This window comes from Clostridium sp. E02, from assembly GCF_003833015.1.
GTDB lineage: Bacteria > Bacillota > Clostridia > Lachnospirales > Lachnospiraceae > Lacrimispora.
The window spans coordinates 126,390-152,483 of record NZ_RJLQ01000003.1; the positions used below are offsets into that span (position 1 = coordinate 126,390).

Annotated in this window: 22 protein-coding genes; 6 read left to right on the forward strand and 16 right to left on the reverse strand. The window is 39.2% G+C overall.

All coding sequences use genetic code 11. The features are described 5' to 3' along the window. Nucleotides 1-59: 59 nt before the first annotated feature. From EFT72_RS02970 to ablA, 6 genes are all read right to left on the reverse strand, one after another. Entirely contained in the window at nucleotides 60-2,492 is a 2,433-nt protein-coding gene (locus tag EFT72_RS02970; protein WP_124065422.1) for a hypothetical protein, read from the reverse strand. A 41-nt stretch (nucleotides 2,493-2,533) separates the two neighbouring features. Then, nucleotides 2,534-8,629 carry a glucoamylase family protein gene (locus tag EFT72_RS02975; protein ID WP_164473053.1) on the reverse strand — a complete coding sequence of 2,032 codons (6,096 nt, stop codon included), beginning with the start codon at nucleotides 8,627-8,629 and terminating at the stop codon, nucleotides 2,534-2,536. A gap of 200 nt (nucleotides 8,630-8,829) precedes the next feature. Continuing rightward, nucleotides 8,830-9,195: a DUF1304 domain-containing protein gene (locus tag EFT72_RS02980; RefSeq protein ID WP_124065424.1), complete on the reverse strand. Its 366-nt coding sequence runs from the start codon at nucleotides 9,193-9,195 to the stop codon at nucleotides 8,830-8,832. Between the two features lie 27 nt (nucleotides 9,196-9,222). After that, nucleotides 9,223-10,395 (reverse strand): iron-containing alcohol dehydrogenase, encoded by a 1,173-nt coding sequence (locus tag EFT72_RS02985; RefSeq protein ID WP_124065425.1) that lies wholly within the window; start codon nucleotides 10,393-10,395, stop codon nucleotides 9,223-9,225. A 66-nt stretch (nucleotides 10,396-10,461) separates the two neighbouring features. Next, complete coding sequence (ablB, locus tag EFT72_RS02990) at nucleotides 10,462-11,292, reverse strand: putative beta-lysine N-acetyltransferase (protein WP_164473054.1); 831 nt, start codon at nucleotides 11,290-11,292, stop codon at nucleotides 10,462-10,464. 37 nt (nucleotides 11,293-11,329) lie between these two features. Next, complete coding sequence (gene ablA, locus EFT72_RS02995; protein WP_124065427.1) at nucleotides 11,330-12,628, reverse strand: lysine 2,3-aminomutase; 1,299 nt, start codon at nucleotides 12,626-12,628, stop codon at nucleotides 11,330-11,332. 283 nt (nucleotides 12,629-12,911) lie between these two features. Here ablA and EFT72_RS03000 point away from each other — a divergent pair, with 283 nt between their 5' ends. Together EFT72_RS03000 and EFT72_RS03005 are read left to right on the forward strand one after the other, a co-directional pair. Beyond that, nucleotides 12,912-13,250, forward strand: coding sequence for a GIY-YIG nuclease family protein (locus EFT72_RS03000; RefSeq protein WP_124065428.1), 339 nt, complete (start codon nucleotides 12,912-12,914; stop codon nucleotides 13,248-13,250). Between the two features lie 13 nt (nucleotides 13,251-13,263). Next, nucleotides 13,264-13,542 (forward strand): DUF2087 domain-containing protein, encoded by a 279-nt coding sequence (locus EFT72_RS03005; protein WP_243109925.1) that lies wholly within the window; start codon nucleotides 13,264-13,266, stop codon nucleotides 13,540-13,542. Between the two features lie 35 nt (nucleotides 13,543-13,577). Here the strand turns inward: EFT72_RS03005 and EFT72_RS03010 are convergent, their stop codons facing one another. From EFT72_RS03010 to EFT72_RS03020, 3 genes are read right to left on the reverse strand one after another with little or no spacing between them, the layout of a single operon-like run. Beyond that, complete coding sequence (locus EFT72_RS03010; RefSeq protein ID WP_124065430.1) at nucleotides 13,578-14,375, reverse strand: ABC-2 family transporter protein; 798 nt, start codon at nucleotides 14,373-14,375, stop codon at nucleotides 13,578-13,580. A gap of 1 nt (nucleotide 14,376) precedes the next feature. Beyond that, the gene (locus EFT72_RS03015; RefSeq protein ID WP_124065431.1) at nucleotides 14,377-15,180 is read right to left on the reverse strand and encodes an ABC transporter permease; all 804 of its coding nucleotides are present in this window, start codon (nucleotides 15,178-15,180) and stop codon (nucleotides 14,377-14,379) included. 10 nt (nucleotides 15,181-15,190) lie between these two features. Beyond that, complete coding sequence (locus EFT72_RS03020; RefSeq protein ID WP_124065432.1) at nucleotides 15,191-16,015, reverse strand: ATP-binding cassette domain-containing protein; 825 nt, start codon at nucleotides 16,013-16,015, stop codon at nucleotides 15,191-15,193. 220 nt (nucleotides 16,016-16,235) lie between these two features. Here EFT72_RS03020 and EFT72_RS19105 point away from each other — a divergent pair, with 220 nt between their 5' ends. Then, nucleotides 16,236-16,385, forward strand: a complete 150-nt coding sequence (locus tag EFT72_RS19105) for a hypothetical protein (RefSeq protein ID WP_164473055.1) — start codon at nucleotides 16,236-16,238, stop codon at nucleotides 16,383-16,385. A 66-nt stretch (nucleotides 16,386-16,451) separates the two neighbouring features. Here the strand turns inward: EFT72_RS19105 and EFT72_RS03025 are convergent, their stop codons facing one another. From EFT72_RS03025 to EFT72_RS03040, 4 genes are all read right to left on the reverse strand, one after another. Then, nucleotides 16,452-18,188 carry an RICIN domain-containing protein gene (locus tag EFT72_RS03025; protein WP_124065433.1) on the reverse strand — a complete coding sequence of 579 codons (1,737 nt, stop codon included), beginning with the start codon at nucleotides 18,186-18,188 and terminating at the stop codon, nucleotides 16,452-16,454. Nucleotides 18,189-18,597: 409 nt separating this feature from the next. Then, nucleotides 18,598-19,665, reverse strand: a complete 1,068-nt coding sequence (locus tag EFT72_RS03030; RefSeq protein WP_124065434.1) for a Gfo/Idh/MocA family oxidoreductase — start codon at nucleotides 19,663-19,665, stop codon at nucleotides 18,598-18,600. Nucleotides 19,666-19,714: 49 nt separating this feature from the next. Further along, nucleotides 19,715-20,704: a hypothetical protein gene (locus tag EFT72_RS03035; protein ID WP_124065435.1), complete on the reverse strand. Its 990-nt coding sequence runs from the start codon at nucleotides 20,702-20,704 to the stop codon at nucleotides 19,715-19,717. A gap of 81 nt (nucleotides 20,705-20,785) precedes the next feature. Next, complete coding sequence (locus EFT72_RS03040) at nucleotides 20,786-21,427, reverse strand: TetR/AcrR family transcriptional regulator (RefSeq protein ID WP_124065436.1); 642 nt, start codon at nucleotides 21,425-21,427, stop codon at nucleotides 20,786-20,788. A gap of 144 nt (nucleotides 21,428-21,571) precedes the next feature. Here EFT72_RS03040 and EFT72_RS03045 point away from each other — a divergent pair, with 144 nt between their 5' ends. Beyond that, the gene (locus EFT72_RS03045; protein ID WP_124065437.1) at nucleotides 21,572-22,033 is read left to right on the forward strand and encodes a DUF6790 family protein; all 462 of its coding nucleotides are present in this window, start codon (nucleotides 21,572-21,574) and stop codon (nucleotides 22,031-22,033) included. 36 nt (nucleotides 22,034-22,069) lie between these two features. Here the strand turns inward: EFT72_RS03045 and EFT72_RS03050 are convergent, their stop codons facing one another. Then, complete coding sequence (locus EFT72_RS03050) at nucleotides 22,070-23,524, reverse strand: histidine kinase N-terminal 7TM domain-containing protein (protein ID WP_124065438.1); 1,455 nt, start codon at nucleotides 23,522-23,524, stop codon at nucleotides 22,070-22,072. 261 nt (nucleotides 23,525-23,785) lie between these two features. Between EFT72_RS03050 and EFT72_RS19110 the strand changes: the two genes are divergently transcribed. Next, on the forward strand, nucleotides 23,786-23,926 hold the full coding sequence (locus EFT72_RS19110; RefSeq protein WP_164473056.1) for a hypothetical protein: 141 nt from the start codon (nucleotides 23,786-23,788) through the stop codon (nucleotides 23,924-23,926). 30 nt (nucleotides 23,927-23,956) lie between these two features. Further along, the gene (locus tag EFT72_RS03055) at nucleotides 23,957-24,232 is read left to right on the forward strand and encodes an alpha/beta hydrolase (protein WP_124065439.1); all 276 of its coding nucleotides are present in this window, start codon (nucleotides 23,957-23,959) and stop codon (nucleotides 24,230-24,232) included. Between the two features lie 109 nt (nucleotides 24,233-24,341). Here the strand turns inward: EFT72_RS03055 and EFT72_RS03060 are convergent, their stop codons facing one another. Further along, nucleotides 24,342-24,662, reverse strand: a complete 321-nt coding sequence (locus EFT72_RS03060) for a rhodanese-like domain-containing protein (RefSeq protein WP_124065440.1) — start codon at nucleotides 24,660-24,662, stop codon at nucleotides 24,342-24,344. A gap of 172 nt (nucleotides 24,663-24,834) precedes the next feature. Beyond that, nucleotides 24,835-26,055, reverse strand: a complete 1,221-nt coding sequence (locus tag EFT72_RS03065; RefSeq protein WP_124065441.1) for an FAD-dependent oxidoreductase — start codon at nucleotides 26,053-26,055, stop codon at nucleotides 24,835-24,837. Nucleotides 26,056-26,094 lie beyond the last annotated feature (39 nt).

The window sequence follows — 26,094 nt, forward strand, 5'->3', positions numbered from 1 at the left end:
TAATTCTATTACATCTAGTGACATATGTCAATCCTGAACAATTTTATTGTAACAGTGAGTTATACAATAATTTTATGTGTTTGTCCATCATCTGTCAAATTTACCCGATTTCCCTGAATCCGCTTGTCATCTACCGTAATTTCTTCGGTCGTCAGCACCCCTTTTTTCCTACTTTCAATCCTAATTTCATAAACAGAACTTCCATATAGATATTTGACTGTATAATCTCCAAAGCTTGACGGAGTAGCCGGATCAATGATCAGTTCATTTCCTTCTTTTCTTATGCCTAGAAACCAGTTTAATAATCCCTGGTACATCCAGCCTGCGGAACCCGTATACCAACTCCAGCCCCCTCTTCCGGTATAGGGTGGACTCAGGGATATATCCGCTGTCATTACATAGGGTTCTTTCTCATACCGGATCGCATCCTTTTTGTTTTGTGTTACGTGTATGGGATTTAATAGATGGAATAGTTTTTGTGCCATCTCAGTATCCTTTAATTTTGAAGTTGCAATTGCCAGCCACACGGCAGCATGCGTATACTGCCCTCCATTTTCTCGAATGCCTGGAATATAGTTTTTAATATAGCCTGGATTTTTACTTGTCTTATCAAATGGCGGGAACAAAAGTAAGGAAAGAGCATCTTCTTCCCGAACAAGATAACGCCATGCGGACTCAATTGCAGCTTTCGCCCGATCCTCTTTTGCACCATTTGATATCACACTCCAGGATTGGCTAATGGAATCAATTTTACATTCATCATTTTCCTTGGAACCTAATTTTGTTCCATCGTCATAGAAAGCCCGTAAATACCATTCTCCATCCCAAGCATTTTCTTCAATGTTTTGAAGCAGATCTTTTTGAATCTTCTCTAAGTTCTGGCCATAATCCTCATCCCCTTCTTTGACACACAACGGAATAAATTCTTCTAAAACCGTATAAAAAAACCATGCCAGCCAAACACTTTCCCCCTTTCCTTTTATCCCAACTTCATTCATCCCATCATTCCAGTCTCCTCCCCCCATAAGTGGCAGTCCGTGTTCCCCAAAATAGGTTCGGTCAATGGTTTTCTTGCAATGATCATAAACACTTTCCTTTTGATCGGAAATTTCCGGAATAAACATAATTTCATGCTGTTCTTCCTTTAGAAGCGGACCCTTTAAATAGGAAACTTGTTCTTTTAAAATCCCAAAATCACCTGTACTTTTAATATATGCAGCTGTACAATATGGAAGCCATAATAAATCATCGGATATCTTCGTTCTCACTCCCACACCCATGGGGGGGTGCCACCAATGTTGAACATCTCCTTCTTCAAACTGTCTGCTGCAGGCAATTAAAATCTGCCTGCGCAGAATGCTAGAATCTGCAAGAAGAAGGGCAAGTGTGTCTTGTAACTGGTCCCGGTAACCATAGGCTCCGCCGCACTGGTAGAATGCTGCTCTTGCCTGAATCCGACAGGAAATAGATTGGTAGAGCAGCCAGCCATTGACCAGGATATCAATTGCCCGGTCGTTACTTTTTACCGAAACAGTACCTAACAACTGATCCCAATGAGCCCTTACCTGCAAAAGTTCTCTTTGTGCTGCTTCCACATCTTTGTACTTGTTTCTAATCTCACTAATTTCTTCCAGACTGGTATTTTGCCCAAGCCCAAACAACACCGTCTTACTTTCCTGAGGTTGAATTGCTACAGAGACTTGAACTGCCCCACAGGGATCAAATCCGACCCCTGTATTGTTTGATAATTTAATTTCTGCTCCTTCGGGCTCTAAAATACTGCCCTTCTGTCCCAAAAATTCTTGTCTGTTTCCAGTATATCCTACAATCATTTCACTGGAGAAAAGATAGGCATAGTTGTTTTGAAAATTCATGGTATATATATTTTTTGCATACAAATACTCATGCTCATTATCATAGGAGGACAAAATATAAGGACTGGTTTGTTCCCTCTGTGTCCCAAGTACCCATTCCACGTAGTAAGTCAAACTTAGATATTTCACTTTATCTGAATGATTGGTAAGCTTAAGATTCCATAGTTTTAAGGATTCATTTAACGGTGTAAAAACAGTCAGCTCCTGATCAATTTGTAATTCCTCATGAAAAAACTTACTATATCCAAATCCATGTCTTACCCGATAAGTCCCCCGATCACGTCTCCCTAAGGACATAGGAGTCATGACCTCACCGCTCATCTCATCTAGCACATAGATTGCCTCAGATGCCTGGTCACTGACGGGATCGTTGGACCAGGGAGTAAGCTTATTTTCCCTGCTGTTGGTATGAAACGTAAAACCAGCGCCCGTTTCCGATATCTGGAATCCAAATTCTTTGTTTGAGATAACATTAATCCATGGGGCTGGGGGCCGGTTCTCACCATCTAATAAAATTTCATATTCTCTGCCCCCACAGGCAAATGCCCCGAAGCCATTAAAGAATTCATACTCCTCTGTTTCTCTTTCTTGTATCGTTGGTGCATTCCCTGTGTCCAAAGCTCTTTCCTCCTTGATCTTTTCGATTGCTTAAATTACTTCTACTGATTTTCTTTTCCTATTAAATAAATTCCCGTTTTCTCTGAGAAGACTACTTTTGCTACCGTATACAGCAAATCAATCTCAGCTGGTATCATTTCATACGTGTGCAGCATAAAAAAGCTTGGCTTTCCGCTTCCAGAATCATAAATGCGAAGGGAGCTAGTCATCTCATAGATTAGCTGATCTACTTCCTGTAGATACCCGTGTTTGGAATCAATTAAGATAATTAAATCCACCATAACACGGTTGATTCTTAGATATTCATAGGCTTTTAATACATCTTTTATAATCCGTTCTTCTTTCATGGAACGAACCCTTAAAAGCAAGATCGGATTATCACCGGATACACCAAATTTCCACAGAAAGCTTTGATTTTTAAAATTCCGTCTTATTGTTTCAACCGGTCCCCGGTAGTTGCCCGAAGAATAAAAGATGGGACTCATCAGACTCTGAAATGCATTTAACTGGGTTCTACTAATTTCCAGATACTTTAATTCCAGATTCTTTTGAAGCCGGAATTTTTCCATACTATCATCAATACGATAACTTACATTCAATTCGGCTGCTATTTTAATTGCATCTTCTTTCTTTTTACAGATCCCGGTAACAAAAGAAATACTTGCACTTTCCCCTGCTGAAACCTTTACATGAATGCGCAGACTCATAATCGGATCATTGCAAAATCCAGAAGTATTGATAAAAGCAGTGTGATTGACCACAGCCTCCGGATTTTCTAGTGTATTGTTTCTTCCAATAAAACGTTTTCTATCATTTTCATATTCTATTTTTTGGGATAACTTCATTTCTGTCTTGGCAAAATGCATGACATACGAAGGATCAGTTTCCTCTTTCTTCCTCCTTTTTGTCAAAAATATGTCTTCCTCCTTCAAATACTCGCTTTCTAAAAACAACTTATTAAACGCAGGATGACTTATTTCTGCCAGATGGGTGTCATCCACCACCTCCAGATAACTGGTCACTTCTAACTCCCTTTCTTCTTTTCCATGATTGGTTAAAGTGACCTTTCTTATTTCAAAATTTAAATCTGCATTCAGACTAACAACCATATTTGTTTTCATATCCCCATCCATTCTCGTAAACTCCGCTTGGTTTGGGCTAAACACCACCTGATACTGTTCTGGTTCGATCTTTGTCGGATGATAGGAGGCACTCCAAAATTTTCCCTGCTTTTTATCTTTGATATAGATGTAATTTCCTGTATTTGCATAAATATCGGAGCGCCAACGGTATAACATTCGGTCCTCAAATTGGCTAAAGCCATCTCCGTCTGAGGTGATCAATAAGGAATACTTCCCATTGGATAGATAATTGACCACTGGGGTCAGCGCTCCCGTACGTTTCACATAACGATCCCGGTATTGATTTTCATGAAATAGAAGTTTACCGATTTTAATGGTATATCCTCGTTTTGCAATGGAGATCAAGTGAGACTGACGCTTTTCTTCCAATAGTACTTCTGACGCTTTTATCATCATTTCCCGATGAAACCGTTCCCGCATAATTCCTTCATTGAGAAGATTATTGATCGCCACCAAATTCATTCCCTGATGGTGGGCCATATAAGATTTCACGATGCAATAAGGGGTTAATTCCACTGAATTAGGTACATTAAAATCGATGGACTCATAGAATCCGTACGCTCCATACGCTCCTAACTCTTTCATCTTCTTTAGATTGGTGATGCATTCTTCTTGTACAATTTCAAGAGCCAGCATGGTTGCATATGGAGCAACCACAAAGGAATTTTTACGAACTGGCTGAAGCCTTATCTTTGGAACACCGAACGCCTTATACTGATAATTTCCGTTTAAATCAAACCGATAATACTGAGATTCTGAGATCCCCCAAGGAATATCCATCTCATTTGCATACTTCATTTGCTGAAGGACTGCTGCCAGGTAGGTCTGAGAAAAAACAGAATCCTCGTAATTTTTCAAGACAAGACTTGGCATTAAATATTCAAACATCGTACCACTCCAGGATACAAAGCATGGAATCCCTTTTACTATGGTTAAAGGTCTCCCAAGTTTATACCAATGCTTTAACGGTACTTCTCCCTTTGCTATGGCAAGCAGGCTTGTAAGTGCTGATTCCGAAGCCATTAAATCATAACAACCGTCATCAAGTGTATGAGATGAAACATGGTAACCTATGTGAAACAACATTCTTTTATCATTGTATAAGAATTCAAAATCCGCATTTGTTAACATATGGTCGATTTTCTTACTAAGGTCTTTGATTCGCGTGATCATATGATTGGCAAATGAATTGTCCTCTGCTGCCATACGGGAAAGCGTAGGGTAGGATGAAAACCGTTCTTCCTTTAATCTAAAATCAGAGGTTTCGCTGGCAAAACTGTCAATCAAACTCTTTAGCTGTCTGGTATGGGTATAATCCCCGTCTGGTCTTAATTCTCTCTCGTTTAAATCTTCCCAGATATCAGCCATATCTTCAATTAGTTCCCCTATCCTATTGTAACGAAATCTTAAACTATTTCCTCCAAGACTCCCTGTTTTTTGTTTTATTTCTTCATTGCTCTCATTTACTAGAAGCATTAATTCAGGGAGAAAATTGTCTGGATAGATTGGTTTCTCGATCTGTTCTAGAAGACCATGTTTCAATGCAACCAAATGCCCTAGAAAATTTCCGCTATCAACGGTTGATATATAAGCAGGATTTAACACCTCTAGTGTTTTTATCTGATACCAGTTATAAAGATGCCCATGAGAAGTAGGTAATTTCTGTATTGTTTCCATTAAATTTTCCACCTTTTCAATGGTGGAACTTAACGTTTCCAGTCCAAAGTCTCTGGCAGAAAGAATTGCCAATAGCTGAAGACCTATATTGGTGGGGGAGGTTTTGTCACTGACTTTTACCACCCTGGATATCTGATAGTTGTCTGGACAAAGCCAATTGTTTTCCTTGGTGGAGCAGTCTTTAAAAAAATACCAGGTTCTTCGTGCCGTATCCAAAAGTAACTCTCTGTCCTGACTCTTTATCGCCTGTGTCCGCTTTTTTTCTGGCTGACTGATCCGATAGGAGATCTCAGAAGCAAAAATCCAGTCAGCCGCAATGATAGTTGTTAGAATGATTCCCCCACGGTTTAATTCTCCCACGTAAAACAGGAGTAAGAGTGCTGCCGCAGGAAGAAATGAACTCCACATGGTCAGAAAATATCCTTTTCTAGTATTCATAATTGTAGCATCTACCGATTCTGCCGTGTTCCAGCGAAGAAGATTCCGTTTGCTGATGATAAGTCGGTATAAGGTTCTAAGAATTGCATCCACTGCAACATAAGCCCGGTATGGAGTAATTGTAAACTCCAAAAAAGCTCGTTGAATCATAGTTGCTAGTTCTTGAAAGAAACTTTTATAAACAAACGCAAGATTAGGACGGATCAATTTCTGTTTGATCATTGAGATACATAATACAAGCAATTGAAAAATATCCGTAAAAAACACAAGCGGAATCCAAAGATAAAAGGCTCTTGGTATCCAAAAAAGGATTAACAATACAAGTAATATTTTGCTTAGTGGAACCAGACTCCGTCTTAAGTTATCGAAAATTTTCCATTTTGACAAAGCAGACAAGGGTCTTCCATCCAATGAGTTTTTTAAAAACAGCCAAGGTAAAAGCTGCCAGTCCCCTCTGACCCAACGGTGCTCCCTCTTTGTAAATGACAAAAGAGTATTGGGAAACGTGTCCATTATCTTAGCGGTGCTGGAAAAAGCGGTCTTGGCATAACAGCTTTCAAAAAGATCATGGCTGAGAATTCGGTTCTCTGGAACTTTATTGTGAAGAATTTCATGAAAAACTTTTCGATCATAAATTCCTTTTCCGGTATAAATTCCTTTGTTGAAAACATCCTGGTAGATATCGGATATTACCGTTCCATAATGGGCAAGTCCTGATTCTCCTCCAAAAATTTTCGTAAATCGGCTTCCATATTTATCGGTAATATGATTTCTTACAGACGGCTGTATGATGACGTAGCCCTCCATTAAAGTTTGATCCTTTGGATTAAGAACCGGTCGATTGAGTGGGTGATCAATCAGACCTACCAGTTTCACAGCATTGTCACGAATTAAATTGGTGTCCGCATCCAGTGTAATCACATATTGGAAGGTAGATAAAAGTTCTTCGTCGCAATAAATGGATGAAAACGTGGTGTTCTCCTTTTGGGTCCCATTCAAAAGATTATTAAATTCCTCAAGCTTCCCTCTTTTGCGCTCCCAACCCATATAACAATTCTCCGCTTTGTTCCATTTACGGCTTCGAAAGAACAGACAAAACCTCTGATGTCTAGAAAAATAGCGCTCATTGAGCTGTTTCATGCGTACGACAAGTGCTTGTTCCAAGCCCTCATCCTTTTTAAGAAACTGTTGGGATGAATCCTCAAAGTCAAGGAGCAATGCAAAGAAAAGGTTCGACTGAGCGTTTGCCAGATACTGTTTTTCCAGACGATCCATATACATAAGTCCTTGTTCTTTCGTGGAAACAATCACTGGCATAACAACAAAGGTTCGAGCTTTCTCTGGCACTTCCTTGCTGTAATCCATAGAAGGAATCTTCTTAACTGCAATTTTTCTGGTAAATATAAAATGAACCATCTCCATAGAAATTCCCAAAAGCAGAGGTAGTCCTACCAGAAAAATAATTCCAATTCGTCTGGAATCTGTAACATAACCCAGACTCCGGAATCCATAATATAGTCCAATGCACAATACAAGCAGAAGAAGAAACAGAGAAATAAAATATAAAACTCCCTTTAAGTTTTTCGTTTTCTTCCTTTTTATGGGTATGGGTCTATTTAAGGCTTTGGCCTTTAAAGCAGGATACCCCTTTCCTAGAAGATAGGCTCCTACATGATGGGATTCAATTAAATCATCTCTTCCCAGAATCGCCAGCTCCAGGCAATCATTTCCTATCTTTTCTTCCAACAGATGGTAACGATGGGATAGTTTGACTATCATACCGCGATAAAGTCCTCTGGATTCTAAATCCATCTTAGCATAAACCCCAGCCGGATCTTTTGATAAAATCGCCTCTAGACAGGAGTATTTCGAAAAAAATGTTTCTTCATCTACTTCATTAATATCTCTTAGACTTACAATAAATGTGCGGATCTTTGTTTCCAGTAATGACTCGATCCTCCCTTCCTTAAGAATTACATCTGATGTTTCCACTCGGTTTTCACCCGTATCCAAATGGTATTCCAGATATTTTTGAATCGATATCTCATCATAAGTCATATTTTTCAACAGATATACCATATGGGCATGGAATGAGAAATTACAGTTTAATTTATCATCCATCTTGCAAAGCAGAGGCATAATATCAGACGCACCCTGTTTGTCTTTAAACTTCTCTCGGATCAACTGCTCTGCCTTTGACTTTACATCAATCAATAGAAGAATTTCATCGGAAATCTGAATGATCTCTTCCAGGAGACAAAAACCCAGTACTTCTGGCAGAACCCAGATTTCTCTATCTGTAAGAGATACCTTTTTTTGGTACGCATTGAGCATAATGGATATATTTTCTTCCCCTAAGTGCCCACCAGAAAGTGCCACCATCTTTTTGGCTACCACATAGATACGCGGAAAATTCTTATGTTCCTTTGTCTTTAAAATAGGTAATACTGCATAACTGGTTCCTGAAGTCCGTACCTTTTTTATCTCTCGATATAACATTTGAAAATTGTCATAAAGCCAGCGAGCTGATGGAATCAGAGCAATCAGATCGGTAGATAGGACCGAAATGCTATCTCGGATCTGATTTAGTCTTTTATGAGCCGCATGATTATAATCATTTAGCACAAAACTATATCCCGTTAATCGAACCTGGGTATGGTTTTCTGCCAAATCTAACATCTCCCTTTCCCATTCACCTGGTCCAGGTTTTTCCCCTTCCTCAATGACATCTAAAGGAAAATGAACGACTCTGCCAGAATGATGATACCTAGAATATAATAGGAATAAAACAAAAGCGGTAGAACCAATTAAGATCCATAAAATCATCTGCAAGAATGGCGAATGTATATAAATTTGTATTCTTTCCAACAAAATCTGCAATGAAATTTCCTCCTTATTTCTTCTTTCCATTAGTTTGCCTGTTTTTCCAAAAAAAATAGCACAATATTATATTGTTGCTAATTTTTCCACTTTTATTTATACGTTTCCTATTTCTTTCATTCCTACAAAAGAGCAAATAAAGAGCAGCCATTCCGGATATAAAATCTCCAGATATAGCTGCTTCTATACAAGTAACAAATTTATTTAAAAACCAAAAGAATCAGTAGTGCAACAATCGCCGGCAATGCCTGTTTCAAGAAAATAGATTTACTAGACGTTACTGACCCGAACACTCCAGCTATTATCACACACCCCAAGAAAAAGGAGGCAATATAAAGATTCCATGGTGCCTCTGTAATAAACAAAGACCATATGAGACCTGCTGCCAGGAAAACATTATATACGCCCTGATTCGCCGCCATTTCTTTTGTGCTTTTGATAAAATCAACCGTCAGATGAGGAAACATTCCCGGTCCCTTACTGGTCCATGCAAAAATCTCCACCCATGCGATAAACAGGTGTTCCATAGCGATAAGGCATATAAAAAGCATAGTAATAAACTGCATACGATAACTCTCCTCTTTTCCCCAGTATTAAGAGTTTAAGCACCTTTCAAAAATGGTCTCAATCCCTTTTTGATCCAATGGTTGAAAGCCTCTTAAAACTCCCCCTCCACATGATTTTTTAGCCATAACTGCGAAATTCTTTTTGTCAATTCCGATCTCTGTAAAGGTACGTTTCAATTTTAGCGTATGGAATAAGAAGTCATCTAACTTCTCGATGCTCTTTCTTGCCACTTCCATAGGTTCTAAAGATGAATCGATCCCAAAAACATTGGTCCCAAACTGAACGTATTTCGATACGGTCGTTTCATTGAGACAGTATTCCATCCAGCGTGGAGTAAGGATTGCCAGTCCCAACCCATGAGTAATATCATAGATCGCAGATAGTTCATGCTCCATGGGATGACAGCTCCATGCCTGACGTTTTCCCCCAGCTACCAATCCGTTAATGGCCCATGAGGAAGTCCACATCAAATTGGCACGGGCTTCGTAATTGTCTGGCTCTTTCATCGCGATTGGTGCATATCTGATGATGGTTTTCATCATCCCTTCCATGAAAGTATCCAACATATATAAATCCTGATCCATATTAAAATACACTTCCATAATGTGACTCATCATGTCCGCTGCGCCGCAAGCTGTCTGGTATGGACTCACCGTATAGGTGTTTTTCGGGTCAAGGAATGACACTTTTGGAAGCAAATGAGGATCCATACGCCCCAACTTATCCTTCGTTTCGGGATTGCTGATGACACCACCTGGATCCATCTCCGAGCCAGTTGCCGACAAAGTCAAAATCGTAAGGACTGGCAAAGCCTTCTCGATCGGTGCCCGATCCGAAAGGAATTTCCAAGGATCAAAGTCCACACATGCTCCAGCTGCCATAAATTTGGTCGCATCCAGAGTCGATCCTCCGCCAACCGCTAGTAACACGTCAATCTTTTCCTTTTTACAAAGCTCTGCACCCTCTCTTACGGTTGTAATTCGAGGATTTGGTTCGATTCCGGACAGTTCAAACAATTCAAGTCCAGCACTTTTTATCTCCATTACTACAGCCTCATACAATCCCGTCTTTTTAATGGAACCTCCCCCATAAGTAAGAAGTACACGCTGTCCAAATTTCTTTAATTCTTCTCCCAAATGGCCTAACTGATTCTCTCCAAAATAAACTTTAACCGGAATATCATAAATAAAACGATTCATCTTTTTGCTTCCTTTCTTTTCTCGATACGAATTACGTTTACACAAACTAGGACCCATTTTTATGGGTTAAAAAATGGATTTATACCATACATTCATACTTTCGATCTGTCCTGAGATCTGGGTGTTATTAATCAGTGTACCGCTATAGGTGTAACCATTTTTTGCAAATGTAACATTCATTCCAGGTGATTTTGCTCTTGCAATGCTATATGCCGTCTTAACCGATAACTCGGACAATTTGTTCTCCATCACTCGAAGAAGATATCTTGCCAGCCTACTGCCCCGATACTCTTTTCGTACTGCAAAATCTGTCATCTCTGCATTGGAATATTTTTTTGCAAGTTCGATGGAAGATAATGCAACCAACTCATTCTCTTTCCATATGCCAAAATAAATCAGATTTTCCTTCATGGTTTCTAGAATGTATTGCTCTTCGTAAATGGGGAAAGGATAGCTTTCAAATACACTTTTATACAGTTTTACCATGCTTTTTACATCTTCCGAGTTCGCCTCCCTGCATCGAAATCCATCTGGAAGCTGTATGAGGGAAGAATCTGGTTCCTGTTCTTTTGCGATCTTTAAAATCTCGGAACAAGTTGCTTTCCATTTGTTTTCTCTTCTCTGTTCATCAAGATATTTACAAAGAAAACGGCCTGGATTCCCAGAATAAAACGTTGGGATTATGGCTTCTGTTTCATAACCATTCTCTTCAAACACTTGTTTATGAAGATCTGGGGCTTTCACCATTATTTTTGTGTAACCCTTTTTATGTGCCAGGTCATCTAATTTCTGAGTAATATTGTCCAAATCACTGCTGTCAAGGGTCATCAGATAAATACGATCACTGTCTTTTCCATGATGAATCGTCGAATTTCCAATCTTTTCAATACTATCCATAACAATCTCCATTCTACATTGACTCAGGTGTATTTTTTTATTCTTCCAGGTCTTTCGTTGGTGTCAACGTTATTGTTTCATTATAATCAGAGAGGAGTTTCGTAATACCAATGGACTCATCCTCGTCTAAATGCTTCATCTTCAATTGAAGATTACAGGTTTTGCAATCCAGATCACAAGCAGCACTGTGATAGTTTCGTGGTTCCTGATAGGTTGTGATAACGCCCTCATAGTTTCTTAGGATCACCTTATTGGTAGACCAAGAGATCAGATAATTCGGCATAACAGGGATTTTTCCACCACCACCAGGAGCATCAATCACATACGTTGGTACTGCAAACCCACTGGTATGTCCTCTTAAACTTTCCATGATTTCAATTCCCTTCCCAACGGAAGTACGGAAATGTTCCAGTCCATCCGATAAGTCACATTGATAGATATAATAGGGTCTGACTCGGTTTTGCACCAGTTTATGGACAAGGCGTTTCATGATTTTGGGACAGTCGTTAATATCTGCCAGCAAAACGGATTGATTTCCCAGAGGAATGCCTCCAAATGCAAGCTTTTTCAAGGCCTCTCTTGCTTGCACTGTTATCTCTTTCGGATGATTAAAATGGGTATTAATCCATAAAGTCTTGTGATTTTTCAGCATAGCTACAAGTTCATCGGTGATTCTATAGGGCAATACCACTGGGGTTCTAGTTCCGATTCTCACCACTTCAACATGTTCTATTTTGTCAAGTTCCCCTAAAACCCAGTCAAGTAAATCATCTGGCAGCATAAAAGGATCTCCGCCTGAAAGCAAAACATCTCGAACCACTGGATTGCTTCTTATATAATCAATTCCTTTCTGTAGTTGTTCTTTTTTCGGAATATGATCCATATCTCCGACTTTTCTTTTTCTAGTACAATGCCGGCAATACATGGCACAAATATTACTAATATGAAATAGCACCCTGTCAGGATACCGATGAGTAATTCCTGGAACTGGATTGTTTTTATCTTCCGCCAACGGGTCCTCCATATCACAAGATGCAATCGTTAGTTCCCTGATATCAGGAAATGCCTGTTTGAATACAGGATCATTCTTATAATCCTTGGGATCAATAAGAGAAATATAGTAAGGCGTGATTGACATTGGAAATTTTTCAATCGTTGTTTCTATCTGTTTTCTTTCTTCGTCTGTAAAACTGATCGCCAAAATCTCTTCGACTGTCTCTATGTCTTTTATCAAATGGCTGGTTTGCCACCTCCAGTCATTCCATTGTTTGAATGCTTCCCCTGTAAGGGGATTACCTTTTATCATCTGTTTTGTAATCTCGATCATTGTCTGCATTCCCATTTTCCTCCACTAAAAATACCCTAGTCCCATCTTGACTCAGGTATTTTCTAATTTAAAACCATATAAGTTTCCCTATCTCCTATAAAAGCAAATAAAGTGACAACTTTTATTTGGTTATAGGTTGTTACTTTTTTCTTAATTATACTACAGAAATGATATCATGTCAAATCATGGAAATTAGAACTCTACGGAACGTTTGTTGAAAATCCAGTGGATTCGGCTTACAATGATTTTGTTGGTGAACCTACGAAATATATAAATGGATGGTGAATTTGGAATGGAAAAACTACAAAAAAAAGATAGGAAAGAGAATTATAAAAATAGAGCGATTGTCGGTGGAATATATAAGATCTCGTGCAATGGAAATAATAATTATTGGATTCGTTCCACCACTAATATGCAAGGCTCAAAAAATCGTTTTGAATTCTTTTTAGCAACTAACTCTTGCCCAGAAGCAGGTATGATCGAATCATGGAATCAATTTGGGACATCTTCTTTTGCCTTTGATATCATGGAGGAAATGAAAAAGAAGGAAACACAAACAGAACGAGAATTTTCTGAAGATGTCAAAACTTTGTTGGAATTATGGAAGGAAAAAGAAATTACTACTGAATAAGGAGAGAATAAAATTGGAACAAGTCGTTAATATAAACAGATTTTTAGACAAATTAGGTAGAATCACTCAGCTATCGCAAAAGCCCCCCCTAAGAATTGCAACCCTTTGCTATTTGGCAGAAAAATTCGAAGTAAACTATAATTATACAGAAAAAGAGGTAAACGCCATCTGTGAAAAATGGAATACATTTGGGGATTATTTTGTACTTAGACGGGAACTTATTGATCAAGGCTTCTTATGTCGTGAACCGGATGGGTCTCGATACTGGAAACCGGCTCCTCCAAAGAAATAATTGGAGGAGTTTTTGTATTTTTAAATATAGTGATATTAACTTCCACAGGACTTGTAATTATGCATACCGAAAAGCCAAATAATGGAACAAAAAGAAAGAAAAAGAATGGCTCCAAACGGGTAAAATCCATATTGCCAATGATTTGATTTCCCCAACAAATACTGCAGTGGATAGTATTGGATCAATGTGTAAGGAATCACATAGGTGCAAAAACGCATCAAACCCTTTCCGTATATATCAATGGGATATTTTCCATGCTCATTTGCTCCATATGTGAGAACATTCATAATTCCTGCATCCTCGATGGAAAAGAAGCAAAAACTAGCTCCTAACAGAAATAAACCAATAAAGAGAAGTGTTCCTCCAAGTATCATAAACAGTAATGTGGAAACGGTACCGAAATCCCATCGAATATGACTTTCCCTGATCCCAATCATTAAAGTAATAAGAGCTGTTATCATGGGACCAAGCCTTCCTAATTCAAATTTTGTTCCCACCACTTGAAGAATCGGACTACATGGTCTAAGCAACATTCGATCAAATTCCCCTCTTTTTACAATTCCTGAAAATGCTTTCAATCCACTTCCGAAACATTCTGCAATGGAAAAAGACATCTGAATAATAGAAAAACACAATAAAACATCTCCATACGTATATCCCTTAATCTGGGTAAAACCAGAAAAAAGAAAATATAAAGCGATAAAGCCATTAAATGCCATTAGAAATCTGCCAATTAACATAAGTAGAAACGATAATTTATATTGCATCGTAGATTGCAAAATCACAGAAACAAAGCACCCATATAATCTGATTGTTCTTCTTATTCTTGTCATGTTACCCTCCCTGCACAACGATTCTGTGCTCTGCCTTCTTACATATCAAATTCCCAATTAGAATCAGTATGACAAACCAAAACACTTGTAATGCTATGGCTATAACCATGGCATTTCCCGATAGATCCCCACTATAAATTCGAAAAGGCACATTATGCATAGAGGCAAAAGGCATGGCTTCTATTATATTCCGATATGGCTGCGGGATGAAAGGCAAGGGAATAACAGAACCTGACAAAAATTCCACGCCCCCCATAAAAAGCATTCTAAAGCCCTGGGGTGAAATGGTGAAAAAACACAGCATATAAACAACCATACAAAAAGAAACGGTAACGCCCAATGCCATTAACATGGTAAACAAAAACAAGAAACCTGCAAACAAACTAGTAGGTGTCCCCATCTTGTATGGTCCTGGCAGCAAGGAAGCGCCAATTAAAATTGGAGCACACCGAAGGGCGGCTTGTGCGACTCTTCCGCCTACATTTCTTGAAAACCACATGTTATAAATAGACACTGGTCTGCAAAGTTCATAAGCAATTCCCCCATCTATAATTAAGTTGAATATATCATTATCGGATGCCCATGTATTAAAGAGTGCAAAAAAAGCTTCTTTCAGCCAAACATAAGAAACCAGTGCAGAATATTCCATAGGAAATGCAATCGCATCTGATTCTAATAATGCCTTATATGCCAGGCACTCCATCAAGCCCCATATAAATTGTGTGGTGAGAGCCGTGACCGCAGCCATCCGATATTGTAACCCGGAAAAAAAACGTACGCAAAAAAATGAAACATATTTTTTCATTCTGCACCTCCTAGAGTATATCCAGATTCCGATATATGCCAGCCACGATCTGATCTAGATTGGCCGATGCATGTTCGTCAGAAGCTGTTGAATGTTGTGCAGTCAGTTTCATATCTTCCAAGGTTCCATCTAATAAGACTTTCCCTCGTCCTATAAGTATCACTCGATTTGCGATGGCTTCGATATCCTGCATATCGTGTGTAGTTAAGATAACGGTGGTTCCATGTTCTGTATTCAGTTTTTTAATAAAATCTCGTACTGCAAGCTTAGAGACTGCATCAAGACCTATGGTTGGCTCATCTAAAAACAACAAACGGGGATTATGTAATAACGAAGCTGCGATTTCACAGCGCATTCTTTGTCCCAAAGACAGTTGTCTTGTCGGAGTCTTTAAGATTTCCTTCAGTTTTAGTAATTCTGTTAGTTCTTCTAACTTAGACTTATAATTTGGGTTTGAAATAGAATAGATTTCCTTTAATAAATCAAAGGAATCAATGACAGGAATGTCCCACCACAATTGAGAACGTTGTCCAAATACAACACCAATCTGCTTTACATGTTCGATGCGATTTTTCCATGGAATTCTTCCATCAATCACACAAGTTCCACTGTCTGGTGTTAATATTCCACTTAGAATTTTGATTGTAGAGCTTTTACCAGCCCCATTGGGTCCAATGTATCCAACCATTTCTCCATCTGATATTTGAAAGTTGATATCAGATAATGCTTTTATCTGCTCTGTTTTCCGCAGAAATAAAGATTTACAGGCTTCTTTTAAACCTGCATTTCGTTTTGCAACTTTGTACGATTTGCATATATGTTCCATCGTAATCATTGTTACTTCCTCCTGGTAGTCATATTTTCATATCTTTCCAAGTCGGTCTGCCTTTGTAGGTTTTTGCCAACAAATACCGCATGTTAAATATTTAGTTGTCTTCTTCATAAATGAAGAACTTTATTCTACCACTCTTATATCTAAAAATCAATTGATCTGATTCAGAATATTATCCTTTTACCTGTAAATAATAAAACTATTAAATTTAAAGGAGAATACTATGGCAAAAGATTCACAGATCGACCCAAAATCAATTCGCAAAAAAAAGGCCAATGGCGGTCCTACTATGGCTGAGAGTGCACTAGATGGAGAGAGCCGAAATTCTAAAAAACAATCTGGTAACCCTCACAAACCAGGAAACGACAAATAATAATCGACATACAGTCACGTACGTATCGCCGCCATTGCTGACGGCGTTACTTGCGTGACTGTCTTCTTAAGGTGCTGCTATCTGCCATTGTTGATTATTGCCATTGTTGTTGCTCCACTGAATTACATTCCCGCCATCTGACCCAGAACCCTTCTCTACATCCAGAAGCTTTCCACTGTTTACATTTACAAGATTGTAATAGCCATTTCCCAAATCAACTAAATTCCATTTCTGGTTATTCTGTCCTTTGTCCGTCCACTGAATTACGTCTGCCCCATCTTCTTTGGAACTCTTATAAACATCAAGAACCTTTCCGCTGTTTGCATTGCTCAGCTTATATCCATTTCCTGTATCGGTTATAATCCATTTCTGGTTGTTTTGATTGCTATAGCCCCACTGGATCACACCAGCACCATCATCCATGGAACTGTTGGTGACATCGAGTGCTTTGCCGCTGCCTCTGTTAATCAGTTTATAAGTCTCTCCAGATACAATTCCCGTACCTGTACCCGATCCTGGTGTAATATAGATACGATAACCAGAGCTGCTGTTACAACCCGAGAGATTTACCGTGAACTGTCCATTTACTACAGAATAATTCGTATTCGATAACACAACCGGTCCTCTGGATACGGTATCCTTACTCACCCAGTCTATCTTTTCTATCTTAACAGAAGCATTGGAACCAATGAAAGAGGGCACATTCTTAAAAGTTGTAGTTACTGTACCATCATTGGGACCTCCAAAAATAAAACTCATGTATTTGGCATTGGAATCAACGCAGGCGGCGCCATCCACCAGATCACTGTCATCATTTGGCGGAGTGACAGAAACCATGTTACCGGTCATGTCGCCATACCACTGATAAAAATACCAGCCTGCCCCTTTTTCAGTATTGGTTGCCAAAAGACTTCCCAGCCTGCCAGGAGTCGGTACAAACCACCAGGTAATGCAAGCACTTTCTACCTTATGGCGCTCAAATTTTGCAATAAAGCGGGCAGAAGAACCTGGCTGGCCTTCCAGACTATGATCTGGATCACAATATTCATTAATACTGATCGGCAACGAACGGATTCCCAGGGAGGCTTCCAGAGACCGATAGGCTCTAAGATTCGGAGCTATCGTCTTAGGTCCGCCTGACAGCTCGTGCCAACTCATGATATCTGGCAGGCAGTTGTTAGACTTACAGAAGCTTAAGAAGTCTTTCATGCGGGAATGATTGTAGTAACTCTCACATGGACCTATGATCTTGGCACTAGGGTCATTGGCACGGATCACATCATAGGTCTGCTTCCACATATCATGAAAACTGCCATTGGCTGACTTCCAGGTTCCCCCTGGTTCATTCCAAATTTCATAACCATAGTAATTATCACGTCCGGAAGACTTTTTATCATGAATAAATGATTTTACCTGATTGAGCCAGCTGGTCATTCCCGGCCAGCGATAAGGCCAGCCCGGCAGCATATCAGCCAGATCTATGGACACCTTTGCACTGGGCACCGATGCCAGCTTTTGAGAAACCAGGATTGCATCTCCAAAGGGATGCTGATTTCCATTTCCCCCTCTGGCTGGGTTTCTCATGACATAGGGCTTTAAGGGTGCTACCAGTCCGTTTACATCAACCGGAATACTTTCTGTCATGCCATATAAGGAACCACTGGCACAATGAGTCGCTTCTCTGAGTACATTGGCACAATCGACTGTCATTGTATTCGCTGCTACTGCCGGAATCTCCGGTATCATGGACTGTGCTAACATAATACTGAGCACAAAGGCAATAACTTTTCTAAATTTCACCATTCCTATACCTCCTACCGTTTTTGTTGTGTTTCATTTGCTTCTCCTCCCATCTCTTTCATGATCACAAAGCATTTGATCCTCTCATTGATTTTTGCTCGTCCCCCTCCCCCTGCGCCTTTATAAAAGAGTGCGATTCACGTTGCCTTGCCTCTTTTTAGAAGGCTTGTACCTATATTTCTGTCAGCATAACACCTAGTCCAAGGAATTAAAATGGTTTATTGTGATATCTATATGTATAAATGTTATATTTTATTATTTTTTGTGTATTTTGCACAATTAAAATGGGCTTTATTATAAAAAAGAGGCTTCCACAATTGCGAAATTTAATTTACGCAATCGGGATGCCTCTTTCTTTTTTGATTTCTAAACTACAAATGAATTGACCATTATTGTTACTTCCTAAAATTCATTACACACTCCAGGGCTGAGTTTTTGACCCGACAGGAATATTAGGCTGCAATAGTGCCTCCTGCATCAGTAGAAAGAAATAGTTGTCTTGGCACCCATCTGCTAAGGAATAGAAACTTTTACCAGTCAAAAGATAGTCTTTCATTCCCATAAGACAGCGGGAGATTGAAATCTCATCATCGGTAAGCCTTTTACTTGCAAACGGGTTTGTATCGTAACATTCACCGCCAAGATTAATGGAGTATGTGGACAATGTATTAATATCCTGCGTTATCTGGAAGGTCTGAACTAACGGTTGGTTGTCGTCGGTTAGACAACGGACTGTTTCGTCATCCATTTCTCCTCGTACTCCCTGTATGGTAAGATGACGGGCCCTGATCTTAGAGCGGTATTGTACATCGGAGGAAAAATCATAAAAAGCAACTTTTCCACTCTCAAATTCTATGGTATACCTTGCCCGGTCTGCCATAGTAACCTCACCATCTGTCATAATTCCATATCTGGAATCTGTAACTGTTACTGGAAACTGAAAGTTTTTTCCACATATCTGTGCGTTTTCAAATCCAACCCCCAATAATTTTCGGAGCAAACTGACCCCATGATAATCATGTGCCCAGGAAATGGACAAGTTATGAACTTCACCTAATATTCCCTTTTCAAGCACTTTTAATTTTGCCTGATAGAGAGGGTGCAGAAAATACTGTTCTGCTATCTGAATCTTAACTTCTTGTTTCGCACAAATATCCCAAAGGGAAAGAAGGTCTTTCCTGTTCATGGCAGGCGGCGTCTCTACCAGCATTGGAATCCCATAAGGAACCAACCGTTTTATCATCTCAAAATTCGCATTTCTTCCAATGGCGATTACTACAAAGTCAGGGTTTGTAGCAAGGCAATCTTCTATGGTTAAAGATGCAGGCACAGAACTTTGTTTGGTAAATTCTGCTGCTTTCTCTTTATTTCGAAATAGAACCGATGTCACCTCAAATTGATCCGTAAGTGTAAGACCAATCCTTAAAAAAGCCTGCGCCCGAAATCCGTTGCCTATTATGGCATATTTAATCTTTGTCATAGGATCTTCCTTTCACTCTTTTTATAGAGAACAGCTTTGACCTATACTTTTATTCCTTTGAATGGTTCTCTGATGTTTTTTTCGCTTCAAAAAACACACCTTCATAATATACAAGTAAAGTATTTTCGTCTAGAATATAGAAATATCCCCCGATAAAATCCCCTTCTAATAAAACAGACACTACTGTAACTTCTTTTTTTGTAATCCCCAGATCAGTTGGCTTCACACGGAAATCCTCATACAGCCTGTCTGTGGGATAGGTTTCTTCCTCATAGCCTGCAGCCATTGTATTAAAGGAATTAGCCTGATAGTTTAAACTACTTCCTATGACAGCGTCTATTTCTTCCTGTGACAAGGCATAGGCTGTGGCAGTTCCCCTGCAGGCTGTGATCTGATAGTCACCGTAAAAGTTTGTTTCACTTTTCTCTCGGTACTTCTTAATCCCTTTCATTACAGATTCAATCGTATCATTATAATAATAGTTATTTAAATATTCAACCAGATGATTGTCTATCCTAAATTCTTTTCCCTCATCCTCTTGATGGTAAACTCTGGCTTCCCTATAATAATTCTCTTTTGGGTCCCCAGGCTGAAGCGAATATTCATTGATAATGATAATATCTTTTCTTCCATCTTCATCATAGTCTTTAAAAGCGATTGCATCAATTTTTTGAAAGGACTGACCGATGCGATGGTTATCTTCTGTTATACCTGGAAAACGATAAACCTCCTTATCTCCATTTAACAGCATAAACATCACATCTTCATCCTTATTTCTCGCTTCCTCTGGCATAAAAGATGCAAAAGTCACATCTCCCCAGCCACTTAGATTAATATCAAACGATTGATCTTCTATCTGCCCGTCAGACCCATCGACCGTCGCCTCATCTGATTCAACAGGATCATGCTCACTGATTCTAGTTTCACTTCCCCCAGCAGATTGAGAGATTACTGACTGGTTCTCTGCGTTTAACTTTTCGTTGTTACAGCCTGTCAATAACAAACATGCGACCACCAAAAGCAAGTATTTCTTTTTCATCTTCCTTATTTCTCCTTGTCAGACTTAATTAAGTTGAAGCACCCGCTGTACCTGAGTAATTCCGGAATAGACATTACCGATTCATGTGATAGAAAAGATGGAACTATCTTTTCCGATTAAATATTGATAAACCGCATCTACGCCTTCCCGAATAATTCTGGAATCCTCCGCAGGATTATCTTGAAAAACAATTTGATCAACCAGAGAACTGATTAGATTATCGGCTACAATCGATGCCGCCTCCAAATCTTTTACTCTTAGCATATCGTGAAAGGCTTTTAAGTAGTCCAGTGTCATAAGCCGGATTGTCTCCTGCTGCTTTTCCATAACCGCATTCACTTCTGGCATGGAATAGCTGAGAATCTTTAATTCCTTGTTAAATTCTTTTGAATCTCGATGGCTTTTTATCATTTCTTCCATAAATTTAGTAAGCCAAAGCCGGGGATTTATCCGATATGATTCCAATTGCAGGTTCATTGATTCATGAACTTTTAGAAATGATTCATTATACCGATCCAGTATTTCCATTAAAATCATATCCTTATCCCGATAATAGAAATAAAGACTGCCTATGGAAACTTCCGCTACTCTGGCAATTTCGTTGGTTGTCGTTTTAAAATATCCCTTTTCACAGAAAAGCTCATAAGCCACATTTCTTATCTTTTCTTTTGTCTTTATACTGCGCATTTGTTTTGGCTGCCGCGTTGCTTGATTTGATTCCATCACGATTCCTCCTTCCGTTGAATATATCGAACCTGTATGCATTTGTCAACAAATTATGAGCGATTGTTCATTTTTAGTTGACATTTTTTTAATAGCGAGGTATTATTTGAGTAAATGCTCAAATAAAAATCAGGAGGTATTTATATGATTTTCTTAATGATCTGGATTCTTGGTTTATTTGTTGGAATCATTACAGCAATTATAAACCCGTCTATCCGCACATTTTCTTCTTACTGTCAGAATTTGTTGTTTTACCAGCTTACGATTACACTCACACTTTCCGGGGCTATCAGCTTTATCGGACATGTTTTCCGATCCGACATGGTGGCTGAATCAATTGGCTGGAGCAAGGGAAGCCCCTTTCAAAAGGAACTGGGATTTGCTTTGGCTGGATTTGCTTTGGCTGGATTTCTCTGTATTTTTTATCACCGGGAATTCTGGCTTGCTGCCATCGTGCTGGCATCTCCATTATATTTGTTAGCTGGAATCAATCACATCTGGGATGTTGTTAAAAATAAGAACTACGCGCCTCACAATACATGGACTATTTTGCCTGATCTGATGATGCCCATTTCCTGGATACTTTTGTTCCTATTTTCTAAATGAGCCTGTGATCCAGGAGATCGTTATTTTCCTGAAATATCACAGGCAAATCCTGTCTCTTCCGTTCTCCTTTGCTTCATAGAGCTTTTGGTCCGCCCGAATCAGCGCCTCAGAAACAGTTCCTGATCCAATGTTGTATTCTGCTATTCCTGCCGAGAATGTGACCTTGCAGGCTTGCGTCTCATTGTTGTTTTTGTCTCGTAAAGAATCTGTTCTTCTATAAGCTTCTCCTAAGCCAGTATGTGCCAGAAAGACAGCAAACTCTTCCCCCCCATACCGGCATGTAATATGATCTGGAAAGGTTTGACGAAGCAATTTTCCGAAATTACTTAAAACCTGGTCTCCCTTGAAGTGCCCAAATGTATCATTGATTCGTTTAAAATGATCTAAGTCAAGAATCACAAACACTCCATCGAATCCGATCTGTTTCACCTGCTCCATGAAATATCTGCGGTTGTAAAGTCCTGTCAGGGAATCTACAGTAGCAAGAATCTCTAACTGCTTTTTTGCATTCTCGGATTCTGTTATATCATTTGCCACATATATGCGGGCTCTGTGAGTTTTCATTGTAAATGTTTTGAAGTTGAATTTTCTTCCGTTAATATCATGAATCGAGTTCGTTGCGTCCAGATTATGACCTTTTAATTCTTCAACTAGCCCAAAAGACTGTCCGATTTTCATTTTTGAAAGAGAAGGGAAAAATTCTTTGGAAACATTATTAAATCCTACCAGAATTTCATTGCTGTCAATGACAAGAACTGCTTCATTAATGCTTTGAAATATCATCTCATAAGTGATAGGAGCAAGAACCAGCATGTCATATCTTAGAAGACCAATGGTAAGGCAAATACTCATGATAAAATAAGAGAACGGGGTCATATCCAGATAAACAGGCCCCAGACCGAGCAGATAGAGAAACATTGTGACTACGGGTACCGTCACACCGATCAGCATAAACAATACCTTATTTTTGTAATTTCCACTCGTTCTTTTGAGTTTTATTATAAGAACTACCATACTATATAAAATTGAAAAACAAAGAAAAAGCACCTGTACTAGATACCAAACTCCCTTTTGAAGTGCCAGTATCGGAAATCCAGGAGAATAATCCACACCCACGGAAGCGTAATATAGAAAATGATAGTTATTCGTGTATACAAGAACCAACGTGATGATATTTACCATCAAAACCAGAGTCACAACATATCTGTTTGCAAACCTCTTTTCCTCTGCATACTCTCTGGTGAACATCATGATTAAAATTGGATAGAAGGACGCTCCAATATATTCTATTCTAATCCAGATATACATGGTATCTGCAGTAACGCTCAGCAGCTCAAATGCATACCCTACGGAATGAAAAATCATAGCCGCCATTAAAAGGCAAAAATAATAGATACCCGGAGTTCTTCTACTGGCCAGACCATAGATAACAAAATTACCAATCAATGTAGAAGAAATGATCAGTAATACACTTAGCATTACATTATTCATCTGTAAAACTCCTTTCCGCTTGTTATTTTAGAGAATCAGCAGACAAATGTCAATGTCCTCCCCCCGGAACTAAAGATTTATATAACAAAAACACACCGTTTGCATCAGACATCAAACACACCTCCTGAAACAATTAATATATACCATCTCATCTATCTGCTCAAGAAAATCAGTGTTAAATGCCCTGTAAAAGGTATATAATACCTATTATGCATGTCAATACTGATTGAACGGAAAGAATGGATTCCCTAAGCGGATGATATGGCTGTAAACGCACTGAATACAGATTTAAAGAACGGACACGTAATAGAGGAAGAGAATGATATCATCTTACCTTCCGGGATCCCCACAGAAACCGCGTTGATTTTTTATCCAGGAGCGAAAGTAGAATCGGAAGCCTAACCTGTATCCTTGTAAAAATGCCATTTCACCTTGCAGTACTCGATCCTTCTATTGGTTCTTCTGGGAGCTTATCCTTACGGGGAGATTGACGAGAAAAAAGCCCTTGTTCTTTACGGGACTATGGACGGCATCTTAAGCAGGGAAAAGTTGGATGGTGTGGAAAATGTGATTCCCATAGAGGGTGGAAATCATGCTGGCTTTGGAAATTACGGAAAACAGAAAGGGGATGGAGATGCTTTCATCCAGGAAGAAGAGCAGCAGGAGATTGCGGTGAAAGCGATCCTGAAATTTATTCAGTCAAAATAGATGCCAGGAGTTGCGTAATGGATTTCAATATAGAATTTTTCCATGGACAGGCAAAAAATCCCGGTTCCGTTTGGGATACCCCAATGAACGAAACCGAGATCTGACGATTTTATTTTCTTTTTGTGCCGACGTAGGAACCTATTCCGCCTGCCACATTCACTACGTCAAATTCTTTTTTTCGTAGGACACGGCAGCTCCGGCTGCTTCTTCCACCGGACTGACACATGATATAATAGGTTTTATCCTTCATTAAATACTTTTCCGGATTACTTATTAAATTTCCCATGGGAATATTCTTTGCTGTTCTCATGGTTCCGCTTTTGAATTCATAGGGCTCCCGGATATCAATTAATTCAATGCTGCCAATGAGAGGGTCTAAATCATTCACATGAATCACTTTTCCTTTACTTCTCTTTAGAAATTCAAACATAATATTATTCTCCTCTTATGTTTCCTGTTATTTATTAACTTTATTTTTATTATAAATCATATTTTATTTTTAACCGTGACTAAATCACATATACATGAAAAGATAAAATAAAATCCCCAGGGAGGCATACATGACTGTAATTTCATGTATGTCCTCCTGGGGCTCTTTTTTCTTACTTACAGATGCTTCCGATCCGTTCCTGTGTAATATCGCCGTCGATCTTCTCCTGTATTTTACAATCCTTAATCCAGACTGCACAGGGACCGTTTTGAATGCCAAGGCGTTTTGCAAGTCCGTCAGATTTATAGATATCAATACAGGATACCCGTATGCCGCTGTGGTTCTCCTCAAATTCCTTAAAAACAGATAAAAGCTCTCTGGAATGTGAATCAGCCGCATTATAGATATAAACCAGAGATGGCTTTCCTTCGTTCATGATCTGCTTCTCAAATATCTCACATTCTGAAAGGTATTTTTCTGCGCCGTAGCCTGCCACAGCTCCGTCTCCCACGGCTGTTGCAACCTGCTTTAAGAATTTGTCTCGGACATCACCGACTGCATAAACTCCAGGTACGTTTGTCTCCATCCGATCATTGGTAATTAAATATCCGCCCAGGTTCATATCCAGCACTCCCTGGAATAGCTCTGTATTAGGCAGATAGCCAATGAACAAAAAGCAGCTGTCGACCGGAACCGAAATCAATTCTTCCGTCTTTACATTTTTTAAAACTACCGAGTTAAGCCGTTCGTCTCCCTCGAAGCTGTCTACAACTGTATTCCACATGAATTCCATTTTGGGATTTTCAAGAGCCTGTGCTTTTGCGATTTCATTGCAATCCATCTTTCCAGTGTCATGCATAACAGAAACAATGACTTTATCAGCAAATTTTGTTAAAAACATTCCCTCTTCGATAGCTGCATCTCCACTTCCGATTACCATAACGGTTTTTCCAGTGTTGGCTGCTGCATCGCAGGTGGCACAGAAAGAGATTCCTTTGTCATAAAGATACAGTTCCTCATTCTTTGCACCGGTCAGACGGGGTTTTCCGCCGCTTCCGATGATTACTGCCTTTGCCTCAAAAATATTGCGGAAGGTTTCCACTTTTTTTATATCTCCCTCAAGAGCTACGCTTCTTACATCGGTTAATTTAAACTCAACTCCGAATTTTTTTGCCTGTTTATGAAATAAATCCATCAGTCCAAGGCCGGTGGCTCCTTCTGGGAAACCAGGATAATTTTCAATCTCATTGGTATAGGTTGCTAGACCTCCTACCAGAGTTTTTTCTATAATTAAGGTCTTTAATTTTGCTCTGCCGCAGTAGATACCTGCAGTTAAACCAGCAGCTCCGCCGCCGATGATGACTACATCATACTGTAATGTTTTCTTTTCCATGGTAATGTGATCCTTTCTAAATGATTGGAGCAATCATTT